A 20,212-nucleotide genomic window follows, 5' to 3' on the forward strand; every position below is an offset into this window, starting at 1 on the left:
GGAATCAGGAATCAGGAAAATTTTCGCAACTCTCTCCCTCTCCCAATCTCCCGTCTCTCTTGCTTAAATAGCGGCTTTATGAACAGTTTGTATAGTTTTTTCAAGTTTTTAGTTGGCTTTTTATTAGCCATCGTGCTCATGGCAGGCGCTAGTGTGGCGGCTGCACTTTACTTTGCCGCTAAACTCACCACGATCCCTGAAAGACCTGTTTTTCCTAACGACAAAAAAATAGTTCAGATTGCCAACGCCAAGCCTACGTCAACAGCGAAAGCTAGTCCTGTTTCAGAGTCTAGCGATACTCCCTCACCAAAACCGTTAGAACCGGGAGCCTACCGAGCTCTGGTTACTCAGCCGATTGGGTTGATTTTACGGGATAGTGCCAACCGAGATGCCAACCGTATTGGTGGTGTTGGTTATAACGAAAAAGTGGTGGTTTTGGAAGATTCCCCTGATAAAGAGTGGCAGCGAATTCGGGTTGAGGATGGCAATCGTGAAGGTTGGGTCAAGGGTGGCAATACTGAAAAAGTATCGGTCAATAATTAAAACTTATGTAGTAAATGAGAATATGTTAAGAAACTTAGCAAAATTTTAAGGTTAGTTGCAAAACCCAACCCGTTGTCACCCCACCTGCGACAACAGTGATAACTTGAATTACACCATTCAAGTTTTCTTTGACATAACAACTATCTAGGATAAAAAATATGTACGATCAACGTCCCGATCGAGATTTGGCGAGTGCTGCTGTGACGGCGGCTTTGGGAGCTGGGGTAGTCACCTCTTTTGCCGTCAGCCAAGGGCAAAATCCGCTAGTTGCTTTGGCAATTACTGTTTTTGCAGCGGGAGTAGCTTTACTTTGCGATCGGTTAGGCTTAATTTAAGATACTCAATTTTTTAAGAAATAGTTAAGTAGGTCGCTCTCAATCAACCTGAGATGCCGATCGCCCATCAGAACCCTGACTTTTTAGAGAAGTCGGGGTTCTGAAATCAGTGGTATTTTTAGCAGCCACCAGATAAAATCTGAAGCAATAATTAACAAAAATATCTTGCCCTTCGGGATCAAAGCCTAAGATATGCTTGCCAACTTTTTTCTGACGAGCACGTCAACAGAAACAGTAATGCTATCTTGGTTGTTACCTGCAACTATAATTTTGAGTAGAATTTTTTTTCAGAAACAGGGGTGCTACGTGTATACCGGTAAAACTTAGTCTCGATGGATTGAGTCACAGACCAAAATAGAGTTTTGGCAGTTTTCCCACCTAGCCCAGCTACAATTTCACAATCATAAAGTTATGGAATCTCTTGCTTATCTCGAACTTGCTCTTGCTGACGAAGCACCCACAGAGTCTCCAATTTTAGAGGGGATTAAGTGGAAACACTTATCCAGCCATACTTATTTCCGTTTATTATCTTTGGCTTTAATACTATCGGTGGTGAGTGCAGCTAGTTCGGCTTTTGCTCAAATAAATCCAGGAAACCCCAATGTGCGATCGGTTCAAGACCGATTGCGACAGTTAGGCTATTTTAACAGAAGTTCCACTGGTCAACTCGGCCCCCTCACTCAACAAGCTTTGACTAACTTTCAACGAGACTATCAACTATCGCTGACGGGAAGACCCGATCGCGATACAGTATCAGCACTCAATAGTTTAGGGGTGAAAACTCAAGCTTATAGAACTGTGGATACCAATAATTATCGGGAGTTGCGCTTTGGAGACAAGGGTGAAGATGTTTTAGTTCTCCAGCGGGAATTGCAGCAGTTGGGCTATTTTACAACAACTCCAACTGGTACTTTTGGCAGAATTACTGAAGAAGCTGTCAGAAGTTTCCAACAAATTAACCGACTCTCGGTAACTGGTGTGGCTGACAGCCAAACTTTAGCTTTGCTCTTAGGGCCGTCCCAGCCCCAGCCAACGACTCCGACTCCCGAAGTTATTTCTGGAAATGGGGGTTGCAGAGGGTTGCGCTTTGGAGACAGAGGAGCGACGGTAGACTTGATTCAGCGGCAGTTAAAGGATTTGGGCTATTTTAAAGGCCCTGTTGATGGCAAGTTTCGGGAACGTACTCTCTATGCTGTTACTCGTTTTCAGCAAGATAATTTTCTGGTAACAGATGGCTGTGCTGACACTGCTACCTTGATTGCGATAGATACCCGGAGGGCGGAGTTTCAAGCTACCTTTTTTCCTAGACAAAGTAAACAGCCAAATTTTGTGGTGGACTTTATCCAGTTCGGTGACACGGGCCGACAAGTAGAGCGGTTACAGCAGCGACTGCAAGCATTGCGCTATTATGCAGGTCCGATTCATGGTTTGTTCGATCGAGCTACTGAGGCCGCCCTGATTCGGTTTCAGACAGCTAACCGCCTGTCTGGGACTGGAAAGGTCGATAGACAGACTCAGGGAGCTTTACAGCAAAGTCAGAAACAGACTGCACAGACTGTTCCCCCTAGAGGTGTGAGCCTACCACAGGTCGATCGAGCTTCTACAGTTCCAATTAGCATCAGTTCTCGATCGAGCATTTACCAGTTACAAAGACGACTGCGAGACCTCCGTTTTTACAACGGCCCCATTAGTGGAGTGTTGGATGCTCCCACTCAAGCCGCTCTTGACCAAGCTCAGCGCAGTTACCGGGTCAGCAGTGACGATTTGTTGACGAAAACTTTCTAGCCAAGGCAGCACCAATATTTGTTAATTTTTGTAACAAGTTGTACTTAAAGCCCGAATATAGGTGTATGTTTACTCGCTTGATTCCGGGGCGTTGCCATTTTGGGCGATCGACCTCGGACAAGACCAATTACTCGAAACCAAAGAGGGCCATCCCATTCTCAAAGCTTCGTGACAAACAGTATGAATGGTGAGCTGGCAGTCGAGGAGATGCAACCCTGACTTTTCAGCTTGCTTCATGCCAATTTTCAAGATCGAATCGTTGTTAAATTCGATCGTTCTGTTGCACTGAACGCAGACTAAGTGATGGTGGTGGTGCGGATAAGGCTGGTTTATTTCATAGTGTTTGTGACCTTCTGCTAGTTCGAGTTCCCGCAGCAAGCTCATCCTTGCCATTAACTTTAAAGTTCGGTAAATAGTCGATAAGCTAATGTTTTCTCCGCGATTTTTCAACAAAGTATACAAATCCTCCGCACTCAGGTGGTTGCCTTTGGGGAGGTTCTGAAAAACGTGCAAGATGGTTTCCCGTTGAGGAGTCATCCGCCAGCCTTTGTCATTGAGTTCCGATTTGAAGGAAGAAGCTGTGTAAAGTGCCATAGTGACCCTCTCAAGAAAGTCTGTCTATTGACAATCATACACAACGATCGGGATATTTTTCAAATATCAAAGCTTATTGATAATTTTTAAAGACAGGAGAACCCGGACTTCTTCAAGAAGTCCGGGCTCTGACATCACAGGATTGTGGATGTGGCAACTTTAACCAAGAGACTCTAAATAATCCCGCACGCGGTTGCGACGCTTGGGCTGACGCAACTTTTGCAAAGCTTTAGCTTCAATTTGGCGGACACGCTCGCGAGATAAATCCAGTGCACGACCAATTTCTGCCAGTGAGTAGGGGTGTCCATCACCCAAACCGAACCGCATCAGAATCACATCTCGTTCGCGACTGCTCAAATCTGCCAACAGTTGCTGCAAGTCGCGGTGCAAAGCTTCTCGCATCAGCATTTCTTCTGGCGATACGCAGTCTGTTTCCAGCAAGTCGCCCAACTCTGTATCTTTCTCGTTGCCAACTTTAGTTTCGAGGGAAACAGACCGGGGTACTCTGAGCAAAACTTCCCGCACTTGGATCGGAGTCATATCTAACTCAACAGCGATATCTTCTATAGTGGCTGTCCGACCTTTTTCTTGAGAAATTTTACGCTGGGCTTTTTTAATTTTATTCAGCTTTTCGGTAATGTGAACCGGGAGGCGGATGGTACGGCTTTGAGTAGCGATCGCCCGTGTAATTCCCTGGCGAATCCACCAGTAGGCGTAGGTGCTAAATCGATAGCCCCGCGTCGGATCGAACTTTTCCACAGCTCGTTCCAGTCCCAGAGTACCTTCTTGTATCAAGTCTAGTAGTTCTAAGCCACGATTTTGATATTTTTTCGCCACCGAAACGACTAGGCGCAAGTTAGCCTTAATCATGTGGTCTTTAGCTTCGACACCTTCAGTTTGAGTCCTTTCCAAGGTCTCTACTGTCATCTCTGCTAACTCGGCCCAGTGGCGCTTACCTTCGCTCATAATCCGCTTGAGCTCGGACACATCATCGACACCGGCGGTGGTGGCCCAACGTTCCAAGGAAGGTTTGTGTCCCAACTGTGCGGCCAAGCGATCGCGCACCTCAATTAAATGCACGAAGCCCTGAATCTTTCCTTCTTCCTGCGAAGCGGCGGTGTTCCGCAATTCTAGCAATTTGATATAGCGCTGAACTTTTTGAGCTTCGGAGACTTCCTCATCTCGACCTAACAGACGTACCCGCCCTATTTCTTGGAGGTACAGACGCACTAAATCAGTAGTGCGGCGATTAGCATTTTTTTGAGACTTGGCTGCTGAGTCTGCATCTTCTGTCTCTGCTGTTTCTTGGTCGATGAGTTCGTCTCCAGCTTCTTCAGCATCCTCATCCAACACATCATCTTGCAAGGGATTGACTCGCAGTTGTTCGTCGAATTCAGCTTCAGCGTAAAAAGAGGTGGCTGGCATAGTGATTTTCTCAGTGGCTCCGGGTGAAAAGATGCTACGCTTAGCGGTTATTTATATTTATGATGCCCATTTTGTTAGGACGAAGCATCACCGCTTTTTGTTTCTTTACTAATTTTCCTGACTGGAATACTGTTGTCCGATCGAACTTTGACTCCCCATCTTGTTTTAGTAACTTTCTGGAAAATGCCAAGAACTTTCTGATGTAACAGTTTGGAGACCAGGAAAGTGTGTTCTACTTCTTTGTTTATGTATCTAGTATAGATAATCTCTAGGTATAAACAAGTGACTCTCGTCAGAAGTTAAGTTAATCTTCATCACCGATCGGCTGGTTCCCGATCACTTCTGAAAATTAGTTGCTTTTTTCATAAAACTTCATAAACTCTCAGATTTAGACGCCCACGATCGCCCAACGGAGCATTTCTACCTAGGGTAAAGTTCCATCAGTTCCCTCACCTGTTCGGCATGATAAGAACTGCGAGTTAAGGGAGAAGCCACAACCTGCAAGAAGCCCAAAGATTCACCAAATTCTCTCCAAGCATCAAACTGTTCCGGTGTCACAAAGTTTTCCACATTTAAGTGTTTTTGACTAGGTTGCAGGTACTGTCCAATTGTCAAAATATCGCACCCCACAGCGCGCAACTCCTGCATAGCCTCACGAACTTCCTCGTCTGTTTCTCCAAGTCCCACCATAATCCCAGATTTGGTGTAAACCTCTGGTGCCATTTCCCGACTGCGCTGCAACAGTTCCAGAGAGCGATCGTACTTAGCCTGTGGTCGCACTTTCCGGTAAAGTCGTTTGACAGTTTCAGTATTATGGTTGAGTACCTCCGGCTTAGCTCCCAGAATAATTGCCAAAGCTTGCCAATTGCCACACAAATCGGGAATCAAAACTTCTATAGTCGTCTGTGGCATCACAGAACGAACTGCTTGAATGCAGCGCACAAACTGGGATGCACCGCCATCAGGCAAATCATCCCGATTCACCGAGGTAATCACCACATGATTTAATTTCAGGCGCTCTACTGCTTGCGCCAATCTTTCCGGCTCCGTCGGATCTAGTGGTTGGGGCTTTTTCTCAAAGTCAATGTCACAGTAAGGACAAGCGCGGGTACAGGCTGGCCCCATGATTAAAAATGTGGCAGTACCTGCATTGAAGCACTCGCCGATATTGGGACACGAAGCCTCTTCGCAAACCGTATTCAGGGCTAAATCCCGCAAAATTTCCTTAACGTTGCCGACGCGCTCCCACTGGGGGGCTTTGACTCGCAACCACTGTGGCTTTACTGTCACGTCTGTCTTTGCCTGGTTAGTATTTTACAAATTATATACTATAATGTTGAATTTGGAGTTGAATATGATATAATGTTCAAACATTGACTTGATTCGGGATGTAGCGCAGCTTGGTAGCGCACCTCGTTCGGGACGAGGGGGTCGCAGGTTCAAATCCTGTCATCCCGATTTAACTTAATCCTTTATTTCTTTAGGAAAAAGCTTTGGGAAAAAGCGGATTTGATATCACTTCCGACCCAGCCACAAGTGATATCAAATCCGGTATTCATGTCCTAGTAAAGTGTTCTCCAGCAGCCAAGCAATATCAGATTCAATCAGCTAAATCTGGGAAAACTTCGCGGACAGCAGGATGCACCAATCGGTGATGTTGCACGTTCAATCCCTTGGCTAAACTAGGATTGGTTTCCAAAGCTTTAATCCCGAAATTTGCCAACTGCAAAACATAAGGCAAAGTGCTGTTATTCAAAGCTTGAGTCGCAGTCCAAGGCACCGCACCGGGCATATTTGGTACACCATAATGCACGACTCCTTCCTCAATATAGGTAGGATTGGTGTGAGAAGTTACCCGCAAAGTTTCTACGCAACCGCCTTGGTCAACTGCGACATCAACTATCACAGAACCGGGGTGCATTTTGGCAACAAAGTCACGAGAAACCAGAGTTGGGGCTTTTTTACCCAACACCAAAACCGCACCGATTAACAAATCAGCATCGGGGATAACGGCTTCAATTTGCAAAGGACTGCTGTAGAGGTATTCCACTCTGGAACCGAACAGAGTTTCTAAATAGGCTAGGCGATCGACATTCACATCCAAAATCTGCACTCTAGCGCCCATTCCCACAGCAATACGCGCTGCTTCCGTGCCCACGATTCCGCCGCCCAAAATCACAACTTTGCCCGGTCTTACCCCTGGTACACCTCCCAAAAGTACGCCCCGGCCTCCTTGCTGGCGTTCCAAAAACCGAGCCCCGAACTGCACGGCCAAACGCCCTGCAATAATACTCATGGGGGTTAGCAGTGGCAATTTCCTGTCGGGGAGTTCGACAGTTTCGTAGGCGATCGCCTGAACTCCACTTTCCATTAAATGTTCGGTTAACGTGCGATCGGCCGCTAAATGCAAATATGTAAATAGCAACTGCTCTTTTTGGATCAGCGGGTACTCAGCAGGTAAGGGTTCCTTAACTTTAACAATTAGTTCCCGATTCCAGACATCCTCCGGCTTTGAGGCAATCTTAGCCCCTGCTTGAATGTAATCTTCGTCGGCGAAACCAGCCCCAGCGCCTGCATTGGTTTCCACAAAAACTGTGTGGCCTCTGTCTAAACAAGCCCGGACACTTGTGGGGCTCAGGCCAACTCGAAACTCTAAATCCTTGATTTCCTTGGGGACACCTATTTCCATCTATAAACCTCAAATTTTAGCCATACTTCGATCGAATCTAGCTTATAAATTATCCCATCGGCATCATACCATGCCCCATGTCAGCAATTGAGACCCCCCACAACTCCGGCGAAGTCTGGGATTTGGAGATACTAGGTTTGGAAATCATACTGTGGGGGCGAACAATTGTTTGATTTTCAGCCAGTACGATCGCATTTTGCCAAAATTGTCATTTTCCATCAAATAAATCCTGTTTTTAGCTTTCTCTAACTCTAACTGAAGCTGTTGGATTTGAATTTGGGTACTATCCCAGTCTGAATCAGCATCTGGCAACTGAATTCGTACTTCCTTGTCGTCGCTGTTTTTCTTGATTGCAATATCGTGATAGCCGAGAGACTGAAGTGCCAAAAATACGATTTCCCAGTTATTAGCTATACAAAATTCATTGACCGCTCTTGCAACACCATAAGGCATAATCTCGCAGATAGACCAATTTGTATAATCGTTAAAAACCATCATCCCGTCGGATTTTACTTTTTTATATCCTCGATCGATATCTTTGCAGACACCTTCATAAGCGTGGTCAGCATCAACATATATCCAGTCAAAATACTCATCGGGAAACTCACTTAAAATTGTCGATGAATCGCCTTCATGAAGCTCGATTGTTCCATTTTTTATGCCCTCTTGCAATAGGATTTTTTGTTTCTGAGTTAGCTCGGTTTTAAATAATTGCAAATTATTATCTATGATATGCAGCTTTTTGGGTTTAGTAATAGAAAATATTTTTTCTGCAAAGTTTCCATATTGAGTTCCTACCTCAGCAACCACACTATCTTTAGGCAGGTATTCTAACAGTTTTGCCCGACTTTCAACTAAGCGGCAATTCTTGACATGGCGATTTTGCAGAATCGGGGAAGAAATTAGGAAGGGATTGATATCTAAATTGCTCCATTTTTCATTATCCCAGCCCTTAGTCGCTTCTACAAATCTTTTTTTGTATTTAATAAAATCAAACATAAAATTATGAAAGTAAGTGAACGCGGTATAGTAGATTATGGTTGAATAGATTTCCTCATAAAAGTAGCCTAAAGAGAGTCTGCTGTCAATATATGTAAAAAAAAATGCCACGCATACCTAGCTTAACATTCGATCGCGGAACTCTCCTGCTACATCCACCACCAAAAGGCAGAGACTGGGTGGATTTTGCCACATGGGACGATCGCGTCGAAAAATTCCGCATTCGGGCAATTCACTACCGTCCCCTGGTAGAATGCCTCCAGGCCGATTGTGTCAACTTCACCGACCTTGCCCGCGCCTACGAACAACTCGAACTCGTACCCAGCGTGGAAATGCAGCCTTATCCACATCAAGAACAAGCCCTAGCTGCATGGCTGCAAGCCGGTAGTCAAGGAGTTGTGGTGCTTCCCACGGCTTCCGGGAAAACTTACCTGGCACAATTAGCCATGCAAGTCACTGGTCGCAGTACATTAATTGTAGTACCAACTCTGGATTTAATGCACCAGTGGTATGCTAATTTAAAAGCAGCTTTTCCCAAGATAGAAATCGGATTATTGGGGGGAGGTTCGCGGGACAAAACGCCGATTTTAGTAGCAACTTATGATAGCGCAAGTATTCATGCAGAAACCTTGGGCAACAAATACGGCTTGCTAGTTTTTGATGAATGTCATCACTTACCCACGGACTTTTTTCGAGTAATTTCCGAATATGCGATCGCGCCTTTTCGACTGGGACTAACAGCCACACCCGATCGCACCGACGGCCGCCATAGCGATTTACATTTCCTGATTGGTCCGACAGTTTTTAGCAGAAGACCTGAAGACTTGGCTGGCGATGCTTTAGCCGAACACAAGATAGTCCAACTCATGGTAAAACTGTCAAAAGAAGAAGGCGATCGCTACCGCGAATTAATCAACACTCGCAACGACTTCTTAAAACAGTCTAACATTAAAATATCCAGCCTGGAAGGATGGAAAAAGTTTATCATGGCCAGCGCGCGATCGGCGATCGGACGCCAAGCCATGCTAGCCCACAACCAAGCCAAAGCCATCGCCCTTTGTACCGAAGGCAAACTGCGAATATTAGGGGAATTACTAGAAAAACATTACCCCCAGCGCACCCTAATTTTCACAGGGGACAACGCCACAGTTTACCGAATCTCCCAAGAATTTCTGATTCCCACGATTACCCACCAAACCCCGGTTAAAGAACGCCATGAAATCCTGCAAAAATTTCGCAGTGGCGAATACAAAACCCTGGTAGCATCCCACGTACTCAACGAAGGAGTTGACGTTCCCGATGCCAGAATTGCTATTATATTATCAGGCACAGGTAGCGAACGGGAATACATCCAACGTCTAGGTCGAGTTTTGCGGAAAAGCAGCGATGTAAATAAACTCGCAATTCTCTACGAAGTTGTCACCGAAAACACCAGTGAGGAAAGAACATCCCAGCGGCGGCGAGGAGGAATGCAATTTGAGAAACCGAAACTACCAACCATAATAGAACCACCACAATCCGAACCTCAGCAACTAGAAATATTCCAGCCAACACCTATTTACGGAGTTAATCGCCAGACAACCAAGCGCGCGGCCGAGTCGCCTCAAAAATGGGGAGAAAATAATGATGGAGAAAATGAAGATTGAATAGTGCCAACTTAGTGTATAATATCATAAACAACTAATTCAGAGTACCTAACAATGAGCGATATCCCACAAATAACTAACTTTAAAGTTTTCCCCAAACATACAGGAGTTTGGGAGGGAGACTGGACAATACTCGATGCCGACTGCAAGGAAAAGCAGAAATTTACAGCAGTGTTAACCCAGAAAATAGTTGACAACCAGTGGAGGCAAACTAACGTTCAAACTTATGCCAATGGCAAGAGTGAAACCCAAAATTTTGTGGGTCATGTTGTCGGTGAAGGGCAAGTGGAAATTGAAGGTCACGACTCTGTTTTTTCCAACTACAAAACACTAGCGACAGAAGTTGGAGATAATTTGATAATTTTTCAAGTATGGGACAAAGCAACGGGTAGTCTCAGGGCTGTTGAAACCATCAATCTCGTCAGTTCCGATCTGCGAATTCGGACTACCCAAAGCTTGACCGCAGAGGGGAAACTCAGGGGAGTTATGGTGATTGTTGAACGAAGAATAGAGTAAAACTTTTCACTGCTTATGCTACCCACTGAGTTACTAAGTCACCGCCAAAACGGCGAATCGATCGTCCCCTTACGCCTAAAGATAGATGCTAAAAACCTAGAAGCAGCTACGGAAATGATCGACTGCTTCCAAAGTGCGATCCTCTTCGAGGGCTGCGCTAACGGCAAAACCCAAGGCGAACTAGACAAACGCTTACAATCTCTAGAAGGCGACAGCCCCGACTACCGCCTCAAACGCGGACTAGCCCACCTGCTGAAAGGCGGTTTCAGCACCTTTGAAATCATCAGTCCCCTAGAACCAATTACATTGAGACAGCGCGTATTTGCCCTAGCAGCGCAATCCGTACCCAGCAACAATTCCACCCAATTAACTCTCGAAACATTAGCACTTGAACTAGGTCAAGAATTAAATAGAGAAGTTTTAACCAACGAAATAACTACAGGTTTATACGCAGATTTAAACGAAAATAAAATCCTTACCCAATTCGATGCACCCACACCAGAAGCACTCTTACATCGGTACAACCTTTCTCAAGTCCAAGGCATATTTTATCGCGCCAGTCAAGTCCAATTAAACGCCCACCGGAACGATCCAGGAGAATACAAACTCCTATTTCGCTATCTGAAACTATTCCAATTAATGACATACATAGAAGGCGATGCCGAACATGGTTTCACCCTCACCATCGACGGGCCGACAAGCTTATTCAAACCCAGCACCCGCTACGGCTTAGCCCTAGCAAAAATGCTCCCCGCACTGCTACACGTAACCAAATGGAGTATGCACTCAACACTGCAAACAAAAGACCCTTTTACTGGCGTATTAAAAACTGGTAAATTCACCCTAAATTCCGAGTGCGGATTAGTCAGCCACTATCCACCAGGAAAACCCTATGATAGTATGTTAGAAGCAGCATTTGCCGAGAGATGGAATTCCACAAAAACCGAGTGGAAACTAGAACGAGAAGTAGATTTAATTCCCATTCCCGGTAGCGTGATGATTCCCGACTTTCGGTTAGTGCATCCCGACGGGCGAGTCTTTTTATTAGAAATAGTTGGTTATTGGAGACCGGAGTATTTACAAAAGAAATTTGCCCAAGTACATAAGTCCGAATGCGATAATTTAATCTTGGCTATTTCCGAACGGCTGAATTTAGAAAAAGCTGGAGTAAAAGTAAAAGATGTCCCGGCAAAAGTCATCTGGTTTAAAGATAAATTGTTACCCAAATCAGTCCTGGAAGTCCTTGATGATTAAAACACTCAGTTAAAATAGCGTCTACATAAACAAAGAACTCTCGGCGGTTGAAACCGCGTCTACATAAAACTCGGCGGTTGAAACCGCGTCTACACAAACAAAGTCCGCCTGCGCGGACTAAGAAATAACAGGGTATACTTAGGTCAGATTTTGTATTATACTAAAATTAGCCCGATCGCCAAATCCTCTCTTATCTCTTAGTCTGCGGAGGCAGACTTCGTTTGTGTAGAAGCGGTTTCAACCGCCTTCGTTTGTGTAGACGCGGTTTCAACCGCCTTCGTTTGTGTAGAAGCGGTTTCAACCGCCGAATCATAAAGGGGATGTCAAACGCTGATTTGGGATCACCCTAAAACCGATCGCACAATGGCAGACACAAATATTGTCGAAAAAATCAAAAAGCTGCTAGCCCTCGCTACTTCATCCAATGAAATTGACACTCTCAGGTCTGAAGACGCTGAGATTCTGCGGACAGAATTAGTTTAATCTAATTCTCGCTACGATTGCCAAAGATCGTCTACTGAGTTGATCAAGCGACAAACCTAATCTTCCCGATACTTTTCTTAAAATATTGGCTGCCCCATTCAGGTCAGCATTAACAACAAAACCATCAGCAGTCCAATAAAGTCCACGCTTAATTCTGTTTCCAGATGCTTTCCACCCCATCGGTTTTTCACCGTATTTGGGTAGGGAGTCTCCATCCAAGAAACTAGCTTTTGAAGTGTAGGCTTCCTCAGTTTCAACAAATTTAATCCCGTGTAAATCACCAAGTTGTTTGACGCGGGATTTTAGTTTACCTAAAGGCATTTGAACAAACTTTTGATTATTCAAATTACCCAAATTAGCATTAATTTTAAACCCTTCATTCCAACCCATCACCAAGGTTCCTATACCATATTTAAGACAGTGGCTAACAATTAGTTTGGCTGCTTTATTAATCCCATCACGCATTTGGTGATTGCGTTTACGGGTTACACGGTCTAACCAATTATCCCAATATCCTTGAGGCTTACCTTCTTTACGAGTTGATACTTTTTTGTTCCAAAGTTGATTCAGAGCTTTCATCACTCTAGCATCAACTAAAAAAGAATTTCCCAAGGTATCAACACAAGCTGCTAAATTATCGGCAGTTCCCAGGTCAATAGACAACGCTTTGTTGATATCTAATTCATGGTTTTGTTTCTTTGCTTCATAAGACATTTCTAAATAAAAAGCACCATTCTTAGGAAGAATAGTAAATTCTTTAACCTTAGAATAATCAAGATTTGATGGCATAGGCAAGAAAAATTCAGATACCCCAAACCATCTTTTAACTGTTAGTCCCAGGGCAAACCTAAGTTGACCGTTAATTAACGTTGGCTTTTGTCCCCCAGAATTAGGGTAAGCAACTTTGAATAGTTTAGAACCATTGAGATAACCAGGAGGTTTGGGTCGAAAATGTAATTGACCTTTTTTATGTAAATCTCTCAAATTCTTGAAAGATTTGAATGCTTCTGTTGCCGACATTAAGGTCTGCTGCATCGGTGTTGATGGCATTGATTGTGCCAACAAAGATTTTGATACCGATGGTTCAAATGCTAAATCAAACTTTCCCGTTAATAATTTACCTGTCTTAAATAATGTTTGACGAGCGAAATAAATCCCTGTATTGTACAATTTACCTGATTGTTGACAAAGATATTCTATCAACGCACGGGTTTCTGGATCTAGAGACAACAAGATTTGCTGCACTCCTATTGTTTTAGCCATTAATTCGACTATCACGATTTTGTTGATCTATTTATGGTAATCAACTATAGTGATTCTGTCAACCCCAAATTAAATAAATATGCTCCCTCTCCCAGAATACAGAACCCATAATCATGTAAAGCATTTAAGGGTAGGTCTAGTAATTTATTGAGAAAATATTTTCCACACTTGCTAAAATTACCTAGCTTGTGGACAAGTAGTTATTTTGTTAGCAGTGCTGGTAATATCAGCAGCGAAACTGTTAAAAAATATATTGAAAATCCACATCATTTAGTAAACTAATATTTCAAGGGGAATAAATTCCCTTGTGTCGTGTTTCCTCTCAGGTCTGAAGACACGCTCGTTTCCACACTCCCATCCTTTTCTTATGAATCGACTGCGGCCGCCGAAAAAGCTTCCCTTTTGCTAGCACAATACAATCTCAGTCTCGCTGATTTAGGCCCGAATCAACAGGAAGAGATTAGCGAAAGTGGAGTGGAAACTACACCGCGCTATGTGACTTGGAAGATGATTTTGCTTTCGGGAATTGGTGAAGCTAACGGTTGTAATGCGATGCGAAATAGTTATACTGGTAGTATGTTTTTGGTGGGAACTTCTACTAATTTGATTGTGTGTACCCATCTTTACGAGTATTTGAGTCAGGCGATCGAACGGAGGGCGAAATACCGCAAAGGAAGTGGGAGAGGATTGGCTTATCTCAATGCTTTTCGGGTGGGCTGCGCGACGAGATTGAGGCAGAGATTGCTGGAACAAAAGCAGCAGATGGAAGAGTCGGGGATTCCGGGTGTGGGGGATGTGGCGGCGACTCCGGCGATTGTGGTGCGATCGATGTTTGAGAAGAATCAACAGGCGATCGCAGATTATTTACAGAGTTTGGGTGCTAAAGTTAAAACTCGGACAGGTTCTCAAATCAGCAGCGAGGCTGGTTTTAATTCTGGGTATGAAGTGGGCGACAAAATTAGTTTGCACAAGCAAGTGCAGTCGCAAGGGGAGTTGAAACAACTCAATGAAAGTCTTTGAGGTAAAAAATTAGAGCCTCAGAGCGAAGATCGCCAATTTGTATAAAAATTTCGCTTGCTCTCAAAAATTGTTTATGAGCTTCTAAATGATGACCAAGTTTAAATAGGGATGTGGGAAGTAATTAGGCGATATCGACCTCTTCCCAATTCCAACCTCCACTATGGATTAAAAAAATGCAGGAATACAAACAATTGACATTAGCTGATGCAGTAATTGTACAACTTCAAAAATTACTCTCTGAACCATTCCCTAGCATCGAAAAAGCTGAAAAATCACGCCCATAAATTCGCGCACTTCTGGATTTGCAAGAATTATTTAAGCTGGTGTGAAAAAAACTCTGTTTAACTCCTAGAAAAATATTAGTGGTTTCAGGAAACCATTATCAAGGCTCTCTTTGCTCGCGTGCGGTGCGTGACAATCAATAGTCCCACCGCCGCGAGTTAAAGTTTTTCCGGTGTCACGCACCCTACGACGGATATCTTGCATTGAATTTAATCAATCAACTCCGCTTCTTCAAAAATTAGTCTAGTCGTCAACTCCAAACCCGGCAACAACTCATCCACAATCGGCATATTATCCGTATAAACTTGACTCGAACCATCGGGGAAAAAACTTCTAATTAAAATAGCCTCTGGATCAACCACCCAAACTCGCAGAACACCCGCAGCCAAATAATCTTTCGCCTTCTCTTCAAATTCCTTCATCGTTTGATCCGGCGATATAATCTCAATCACCAATTCAGGAATTGCCGGACAAGCTTCATTTCGCCGCCAACTTTTCGGTAAACGTTCATAGGAAATGTAGGTTAAATCTGGAACAGGTGCCCAATCTTTACCCTGACGTTTTAACAAAACTGCCCATTCTGGCAACACTCGCCCCCGTCCTTTACACCATGCACGAATTAGGCTACACAAAGCAAACTGTAAACTGGAATGAAAAAATTTTGGAGACACTTTAGGAACTGCTTCACCATCTACCAATTCATAATACACGTCTCCGTCGGGCAAAGCTAGAAATTCTGCTAAAGTGAGTTTAGTTCCGATGCCTACCATGACTCTTAGCCCTCTCGATAATTAATTGATATATTTATTGTATCCTTATTTATTTACTTGTTATTACACTAGAGCGATCGCCTTTTTATCTCCCTTCACTACCAACTCCCTGAAAAACCGCTATAATGGGATACAGTGCAAAATGCGAACAACCAACAACTAAACATTATGTTCTTAGTAACCGGAGCAACAGGCGCACTAGGCCGCCGCATAGTACGAGAAATCCGACAGCAAGAAAAACCTGTCCGCGCATTTGTTCGCCTCGCATCTCGGTACTCAGAACTAGAAAACCGAGGCGCAGAAATTTTCATTGGCGACTTGAAACAAGACAAAGATATTAAAAAAGCCTGCCAAGGAGTCGAATGTGTCATCAGCACCCACGGCACTGGCGGCGACGTTCAAGCCGTACACTACCGCGCTAACATAGAATTGATCGACTGCGCTAAAGAAGCCGGAGTTGAGCATTTTGTATTTCTTTCGGTACTAGGAGTCGATCGCGGATACGAAGATTCGGCAGTATTTAAAGCCAAGCGTGAAGTCGAAAAATACCTCCAAAACAGCGGATTGAATTATACAATCTTGCGGCCCGCCGGTTTTGCTTCCAGCTTGTTACCCTTAGCAGAAAGGTTTCGAGAAACCGGACTTTACCTGCTGATTGGCGACGGCAAAAACCGCACCTCTGTTGTCAGTACCGACGACTTAGCTCGTATTGCAGTAGACTCCTCAACTGTGGAAGGTGCGCGCAACCAAATTCTGCCCGTCGGCGGCCCAGATGTGCTGACAAGAGATGACATTGCACGCATTTTTGGACGCTTATTCAATCGCGAACCTGTAATCATTAACCCGCCACTGGTGGTGTTTGACGGATTGCGAAATGCCTTGGGTTTTTTGAACCCTCAAGCTCAAAAAGGTTTGGGGACTTTGCGGGTATTGCTGGGTAATGAATTTTTCTGTACCCCGGAAGAAGTGCATAACTTAGAAGCAATTTACGGCATCAAAATGGAATCCCTAGAAACCTTTTTGAAGCGCAACTTGAGTCTGTAAAATCAGTCCTATATGGGACTGGGACAATTACAAGACTTACCTATTCTGGGAGCATCCAGATTTTGCATAGGCGAAGCATAACCGCAGACAATTTATTAGTTATAACCCGATATTTACTGCGGTCATGCTTCGCCCCTACGAATATATTTGCACTCATTGAGATGCACCCCCTATTCTGAAGGAGAACACCGGGTTTTTGATGAAATCTCCGGGCTGCAACGAAGTATTTTATCAAAAAACCCGGTTTCTTAAGTTATAATCTATGCCCAATGACCTATCTTCCCAATGGACACAACTCCACGCTCAACTGCACCGGACACTCTTACAACGCAAAATATTGCCCCCAAATCAGCGATTATTAGTAGCAGTATCCGGCGGGCAAGATTCTTTGTGTGCCATGAAGTTACTGCTAGATTTGCAGCCAAAATGGGGCTGGCAATTAGCAATTGTTCACTGCGATCACCGCTGGCGTGTGGATTCGGAAGCTAATGCAAATCATGTAGAAAATTTAGCTAAACATTGGGGAATATCATATTATCAAAAAACAGCCGATCGCGTTCCGAAAACTGAAGCAGCAGCCCGCAACTGGCGATATCAAAGTTTAACCGAAATTGCGATCGCCAATAACTACCCCTACATTATTACAGGCCACACAGCGAGCGATCGCGCCGAAACCCTCCTCTACAACCTAATTCGCGGTAGCGGTGCCGATGGACTTTCAGCCCTCACATGGGTTCGCCCCCTTGTCGATTTTCCATTGCCGATTTCAGATTGTAGATTAGAGAAGGTAAATGAAAATCCCGAATCGAAAATCCCCAATCTCAACCCTCAAATCTACTTAGTTCGTCCCTTGCTGGAAATAACTCGATCGCAAACAGGCGAATTTTGTCAACAGCAAAAACTACCAGTTTGGGAAGATTCCACAAACCAGGATTTGCAATACGCCCGCAACCGGATTCGATCGGAATTATTACCTTATTTAGAAACTCATTTTAACCCCCAAACCCAACAAGCCCTCGCTCAAACAGCCGAAATTCTCCGCGCTGATGTCGAATATCTCGAACTTGCCGCCACCGAATTGCTACAGCGAGCCATGTTACAAATCAACGAAGGAGAGCATGGAACTTTTCAACTTCCTGTCAAGTTAAATCTCCCCATTTTGCGAGCAGCCCCCCTTTCCTTGCAGCGACGAGCTATGCGACAGCTACTGCAACAAATACTACCAACTGCTCCCAGCTTTGACAGCATCGAAAAACTCACAGCTTTGATTGTAGCACCCAATCGATCGCAAACAGATCCATTTCCATCAGGTGCGATCGGTATAGTAGAAAAACCTTGGATGATTATCACATCTGGGCCTAGGGCATAGCACATTAGACATCGCGCCTTAAAACCTGCTTCCTGAATTTCCACCCTTGGGGGGTGATATCGTTTCCGGTTGTATTGGAATGATTTAACCGCAGAGAACACAGAGGACACAGAGGGAGAGAATAGAGATATGAATAATTCAGATGCTATCGGATTTGATATGACTTATTCCTTCTTAACTCGAACAATGATAAACTTGATATTCATACCCATCAACAGCAGGCAATTTCCGCGATTCAACCTCACAACCTTGCGCTTTTAAATCCACAGGTGCACGAAAATTCACCAACCATAAATCGAGGGGACGCTGCAATTGAGTAAGTGTTTTCTCAAGTGTCCCTGAAGCTATTTCTGGTGTTTCCCTTTTCAGATTAGCCAAAAGAAATAAAGGAGAATCAAATGCTTCCGACTTTCCCCCAATAGCCCCATTCTGAATTCTGCCCCCCAAGGGGGGCAGGGCTGTTTCATTCTCTTGTAGGGGCGGTGCCCCCGTGCCCGCCCCTACCTCTGAAACACATACAAAATCGTGGACGAAGAGGGTAGGCACGGTGGCGCTACCCCTACAAAACCATGATTTGTCACCAGAATGAAACAGCCCTGCCTTGGGGGAGGTTGGGGGGGGTTCTTGTTCCCTCTTCCTAATTTCCCACCCAATACCCATCAATTCCCCGATTTCCACATGAGTCTTTTGGGTAGTAGCAATCAACAGCGGAACTTGTGATACTTCGCGGATAATTGACACCAAAATATCTGGTTTGTAATACTTCCGATAACCAAGATTGGAATTTACTGTGACACCACTCACCAAACCCATTAATAAAATTAGTAAAACAGCTTTTTTCCCAGAAGTTTCCATAGATGGGTAATTAAACCATTGACTTTTTACTGTAGGTGTGTTGAAGAGAACTGCCAAGGATGATCCTAACAATAAAATCACCCCTGGGAAGTAAACAAAATTGTATCTAGCGCCACGAGTGAGGTCAATATTCAGCAGATATTTAAAACTCAAGAATAGCAAAATTGCACCAACTACAAACCAGCCAAGAATAAGAGTACCTAAAACAGTATCTGGGTTTTTTAAAGCAGTTTTAATCCCGCCAAACAGCAGGGGAAGCGCCCAGACAAAAAAGACAGTCATCCCGATCGCCGATGCAATCACTACTACCAGATTTGACGATTCCACGGGTAACAAAGATATCACAGTAATCCATCCAGCCAAGGCTTGAAAAATTGGACTAATCCAATTCAACCAAGTGCGATCGCCACTAACAATCCAATTAGTTAATTCACTACCATACTTATTGGAAAAAAATATGGGAACCCAAATTAAACCGCCGGCTGCCGTACCGCTAGCCACTGCCAATAATCGCCAGATATTTTTAGATTTACCCAAAGGAGAGGTAGGGTTTTTAGTGTAATTTGTAATCTGAGAAAAAATATTAAATTTTTCGTTATATTGCTGGGTGATTACAGCCGTTAATGCTATGGCTTGGGCACATAAAGTTAAAACAAAAAAGTAGTGACTGGCTATTCCCAAACAGTTAAATATCAACCATATTGCCACAGTCCAAAGGGGAATTATCGCCTGTTCTTGGATGCGTTTAATACTTAAAATTAAGCAAAATAAAGAAGCAATAACCAATAAAATTCCTAAAGTGTAATGTCTAGCTTCTTGAGCGAGATAAATACCGTAGGGAGAAACTGCCATCATCGCAGCAGCACATTGACCAACTAGAGGAGAATTAAACGCAAATTTGCCCAAAAAGTAAATAGCTGGAACGGAAATTACACCCAATAAAGCTGGGAGCGATCGCCCAATCCAGACTAAACTATCGGCAGAAGGTCCAAACAACTCCATCCACCAGTGAGCAAGCATAAAATAAACTGGAGGATGATTGCTTTCTAGCAGTAAATTATGCAGCACATCGCCAGTGGTCGCAGTGGGACTCCATTGCAGTGGTTGGAGTAAACTAGAAAGAGCGATCGCCCGATCGAGCGGCACACCTCGAAAACTGTTGCCCAAACTAAAAACTAAAGTGGAAAACTCATCCGTCCACAGTGGTTTCGAGTCCAAATTAGCAAATCGCAACATCAAGGCGATCGCCATCCACAATAATACCAACAACAGTTGTTTATTCCTAATCATGAATTCTGTTAGCCGCAGGATAAATTAGCAAATAACAAATTCCCCATGAA

At 44.1% G+C, this 20,212-nt stretch carries 16 protein-coding genes, 1 tRNA gene and 2 pseudogenes; 11 read left to right on the forward strand and 8 right to left on the reverse strand.

Annotated elements, in window-relative coordinates:
• Positions 1-78: 78 nt before the first annotated feature.
• The 3 genes from P2A85_RS17900 to P2A85_RS17910 all read left to right on the forward strand — a co-directional run bounded on the left by P2A85_RS17900 (position 79) and on the right by P2A85_RS17910 (position 2,663).
• Positions 79-543, forward strand: a complete 465-nt coding sequence (locus tag P2A85_RS17900) for an SH3 domain-containing protein (RefSeq protein ID WP_340523189.1) — start codon at positions 79-81, stop codon at positions 541-543.
• A 158-nt stretch (positions 544-701) separates the two neighbouring features.
• Entirely contained in the window at positions 702-878 is a 177-nt protein-coding gene (locus P2A85_RS17905) for a hypothetical protein (protein WP_340523187.1), read from the forward strand.
• A gap of 411 nt (positions 879-1,289) precedes the next feature.
• A complete protein-coding gene (locus tag P2A85_RS17910) occupies positions 1,290-2,663 on the forward strand; it encodes a peptidoglycan-binding protein (RefSeq protein ID WP_377474351.1) in 1,374 nt (457 codons plus the stop codon).
• 69 nt (positions 2,664-2,732) lie between these two features.
• Here the strand turns inward: P2A85_RS17910 and P2A85_RS17915 are convergent, their stop codons facing one another.
• The 3 genes and pseudogenes from P2A85_RS17915 to lipA all read right to left on the reverse strand — a co-directional run.
• Positions 2,733-3,257, reverse strand: coding sequence for a transcriptional repressor (locus P2A85_RS17915; RefSeq protein WP_341739334.1), 525 nt, complete (start codon positions 3,255-3,257; stop codon positions 2,733-2,735).
• 159 nt (positions 3,258-3,416) lie between these two features.
• Entirely contained in the window at positions 3,417-4,682 is a 1,266-nt protein-coding gene (gene sigC, locus P2A85_RS17920; protein WP_340523181.1) for an RNA polymerase sigma factor SigC, read from the reverse strand.
• A 420-nt stretch (positions 4,683-5,102) separates the two neighbouring features.
• A pseudogene (lipA, locus tag P2A85_RS17925) lies at positions 5,103-5,981 on the reverse strand (lipoyl synthase); the annotation flags it as partial.
• 85 nt (positions 5,982-6,066) lie between these two features.
• On the opposite strand from lipA, the gene P2A85_RS17930 reads away from it, so the two are divergent.
• Positions 6,067-6,140: transfer RNA gene (locus P2A85_RS17930), tRNA-Pro, on the forward strand.
• Positions 6,141-6,282: 142 nt separating this feature from the next.
• Here P2A85_RS17930 and ald read toward each other — a convergent pair.
• The gene (ald, locus tag P2A85_RS17935) at positions 6,283-7,371 is read right to left on the reverse strand and encodes an alanine dehydrogenase (RefSeq protein ID WP_377474353.1); all 1,089 of its coding nucleotides are present in this window, start codon (positions 7,369-7,371) and stop codon (positions 6,283-6,285) included.
• 144 nt (positions 7,372-7,515) lie between these two features.
• Positions 7,516-8,370: a class I SAM-dependent methyltransferase gene (locus P2A85_RS17940; RefSeq protein ID WP_377474355.1), complete on the reverse strand. Its 855-nt coding sequence runs from the start codon at positions 8,368-8,370 to the stop codon at positions 7,516-7,518.
• A 104-nt stretch (positions 8,371-8,474) separates the two neighbouring features.
• Between P2A85_RS17940 and P2A85_RS17945 the strand changes: the two genes are divergently transcribed.
• Genes P2A85_RS17945 through P2A85_RS17955 form a run of 3 tightly spaced genes read left to right on the forward strand, consistent with a single transcriptional unit; the run spans position 8,475 to position 11,786 of the window.
• On the forward strand, positions 8,475-10,016 hold the full coding sequence (locus tag P2A85_RS17945; protein WP_377474357.1) for a DEAD/DEAH box helicase family protein: 1,542 nt from the start codon (positions 8,475-8,477) through the stop codon (positions 10,014-10,016).
• A gap of 54 nt (positions 10,017-10,070) precedes the next feature.
• Entirely contained in the window at positions 10,071-10,532 is a 462-nt protein-coding gene (locus P2A85_RS17950) for a DUF3598 family protein (RefSeq protein WP_377474359.1), read from the forward strand.
• Positions 10,533-10,547: 15 nt separating this feature from the next.
• Positions 10,548-11,786: a DUF790 family protein gene (locus P2A85_RS17955; protein ID WP_377474361.1), complete on the forward strand. Its 1,239-nt coding sequence runs from the start codon at positions 10,548-10,550 to the stop codon at positions 11,784-11,786.
• 474 nt (positions 11,787-12,260) lie between these two features.
• On the opposite strand, the gene P2A85_RS17960 is transcribed toward P2A85_RS17955, so the two are convergent.
• Positions 12,261-13,532, reverse strand: coding sequence for an RNA-guided endonuclease InsQ/TnpB family protein (locus tag P2A85_RS17960; RefSeq protein ID WP_377474363.1), 1,272 nt, complete (start codon positions 13,530-13,532; stop codon positions 12,261-12,263).
• Positions 13,533-13,655: 123 nt separating this feature from the next.
• Between P2A85_RS17960 and P2A85_RS17965 the strand changes: the two are divergent.
• Positions 13,656-13,814: pseudogene (locus tag P2A85_RS17965) on the forward strand (transposase); the annotation flags it as partial.
• A 30-nt stretch (positions 13,815-13,844) separates the two neighbouring features.
• Positions 13,845-14,552: a hypothetical protein gene (locus P2A85_RS17970; protein ID WP_377474365.1), complete on the forward strand. Its 708-nt coding sequence runs from the start codon at positions 13,845-13,847 to the stop codon at positions 14,550-14,552.
• 491 nt (positions 14,553-15,043) lie between these two features.
• Here the strand turns inward: P2A85_RS17970 and P2A85_RS17975 are convergent, their stop codons facing one another.
• Positions 15,044-15,604: a Uma2 family endonuclease gene (locus tag P2A85_RS17975; protein ID WP_377474367.1), complete on the reverse strand. Its 561-nt coding sequence runs from the start codon at positions 15,602-15,604 to the stop codon at positions 15,044-15,046.
• Between the two features lie 168 nt (positions 15,605-15,772).
• Between P2A85_RS17975 and P2A85_RS17980 the strand changes: the two genes are divergently transcribed.
• Positions 15,773-16,648, forward strand: coding sequence for an SDR family oxidoreductase (locus P2A85_RS17980; RefSeq protein ID WP_377474369.1), 876 nt, complete (start codon positions 15,773-15,775; stop codon positions 16,646-16,648).
• A 262-nt stretch (positions 16,649-16,910) separates the two neighbouring features.
• Positions 16,911-18,017, forward strand: a complete 1,107-nt coding sequence (gene tilS, locus P2A85_RS17985) for a tRNA lysidine(34) synthetase TilS (protein WP_377474371.1) — start codon at positions 16,911-16,913, stop codon at positions 18,015-18,017.
• Between the two features lie 174 nt (positions 18,018-18,191).
• Here the strand turns inward: tilS and P2A85_RS17990 are convergent, their stop codons facing one another.
• Positions 18,192-20,162: a glycosyltransferase gene (locus P2A85_RS17990; protein ID WP_377474373.1), complete on the reverse strand. Its 1,971-nt coding sequence runs from the start codon at positions 20,160-20,162 to the stop codon at positions 18,192-18,194.
• Positions 20,163-20,212: the final 50 nt, after the last annotated feature.

Source organism: Microcoleus anatoxicus (assembly GCF_042465725.1).
In the GTDB taxonomy this organism is placed as follows: domain Bacteria; phylum Cyanobacteriota; class Cyanobacteriia; order Cyanobacteriales; family Microcoleaceae; genus Microcoleus; species Microcoleus anatoxicus.

Coding starts and splice junctions, on each gene's coding strand:
- P2A85_RS17955 (WP_377474361.1), top strand. CDS start 10,548: ATGCTACCCACTGAGTTACTAAGTCACCGCCAAAACGGCGAATCGATC.
- P2A85_RS17975 (WP_377474367.1), bottom strand. CDS start 15,604: ATGGTAGGCATCGGAACTAAACTCACTTTAGCAGAATTTCTAGCTTTG.
- tilS (WP_377474371.1), top strand. CDS start 16,911: ATGCCCAATGACCTATCTTCCCAATGGACACAACTCCACGCTCAACTG.
- P2A85_RS17945 (WP_377474357.1), top strand. CDS start 8,475: ATGCCACGCATACCTAGCTTAACATTCGATCGCGGAACTCTCCTGCTA.
- P2A85_RS17915 (WP_341739334.1), bottom strand. CDS start 3,257: ATGGCACTTTACACAGCTTCTTCCTTCAAATCGGAACTCAATGACAAA.
- sigC (WP_340523181.1), bottom strand. CDS start 4,682: ATGCCAGCCACCTCTTTTTACGCTGAAGCTGAATTCGACGAACAACTG.
- P2A85_RS17900 (WP_340523189.1), top strand. CDS start 79: ATGAACAGTTTGTATAGTTTTTTCAAGTTTTTAGTTGGCTTTTTATTA.
- P2A85_RS17950 (WP_377474359.1), top strand. CDS start 10,071: ATGAGCGATATCCCACAAATAACTAACTTTAAAGTTTTCCCCAAACAT.
- P2A85_RS17905 (WP_340523187.1), top strand. CDS start 702: ATGTACGATCAACGTCCCGATCGAGATTTGGCGAGTGCTGCTGTGACG.
- P2A85_RS17980 (WP_377474369.1), top strand. CDS start 15,773: ATGTTCTTAGTAACCGGAGCAACAGGCGCACTAGGCCGCCGCATAGTA.
- P2A85_RS17910 (WP_377474351.1), top strand. CDS start 1,290: ATGGAATCTCTTGCTTATCTCGAACTTGCTCTTGCTGACGAAGCACCC.
- P2A85_RS17960 (WP_377474363.1), bottom strand. CDS start 13,532: ATGGCTAAAACAATAGGAGTGCAGCAAATCTTGTTGTCTCTAGATCCA.
- P2A85_RS17940 (WP_377474355.1), bottom strand. CDS start 8,370: ATGTTTGATTTTATTAAATACAAAAAAAGATTTGTAGAAGCGACTAAG.
- P2A85_RS17990 (WP_377474373.1), bottom strand. CDS start 20,162: ATGATTAGGAATAAACAACTGTTGTTGGTATTATTGTGGATGGCGATC.
- ald (WP_377474353.1), bottom strand. CDS start 7,371: ATGGAAATAGGTGTCCCCAAGGAAATCAAGGATTTAGAGTTTCGAGTT.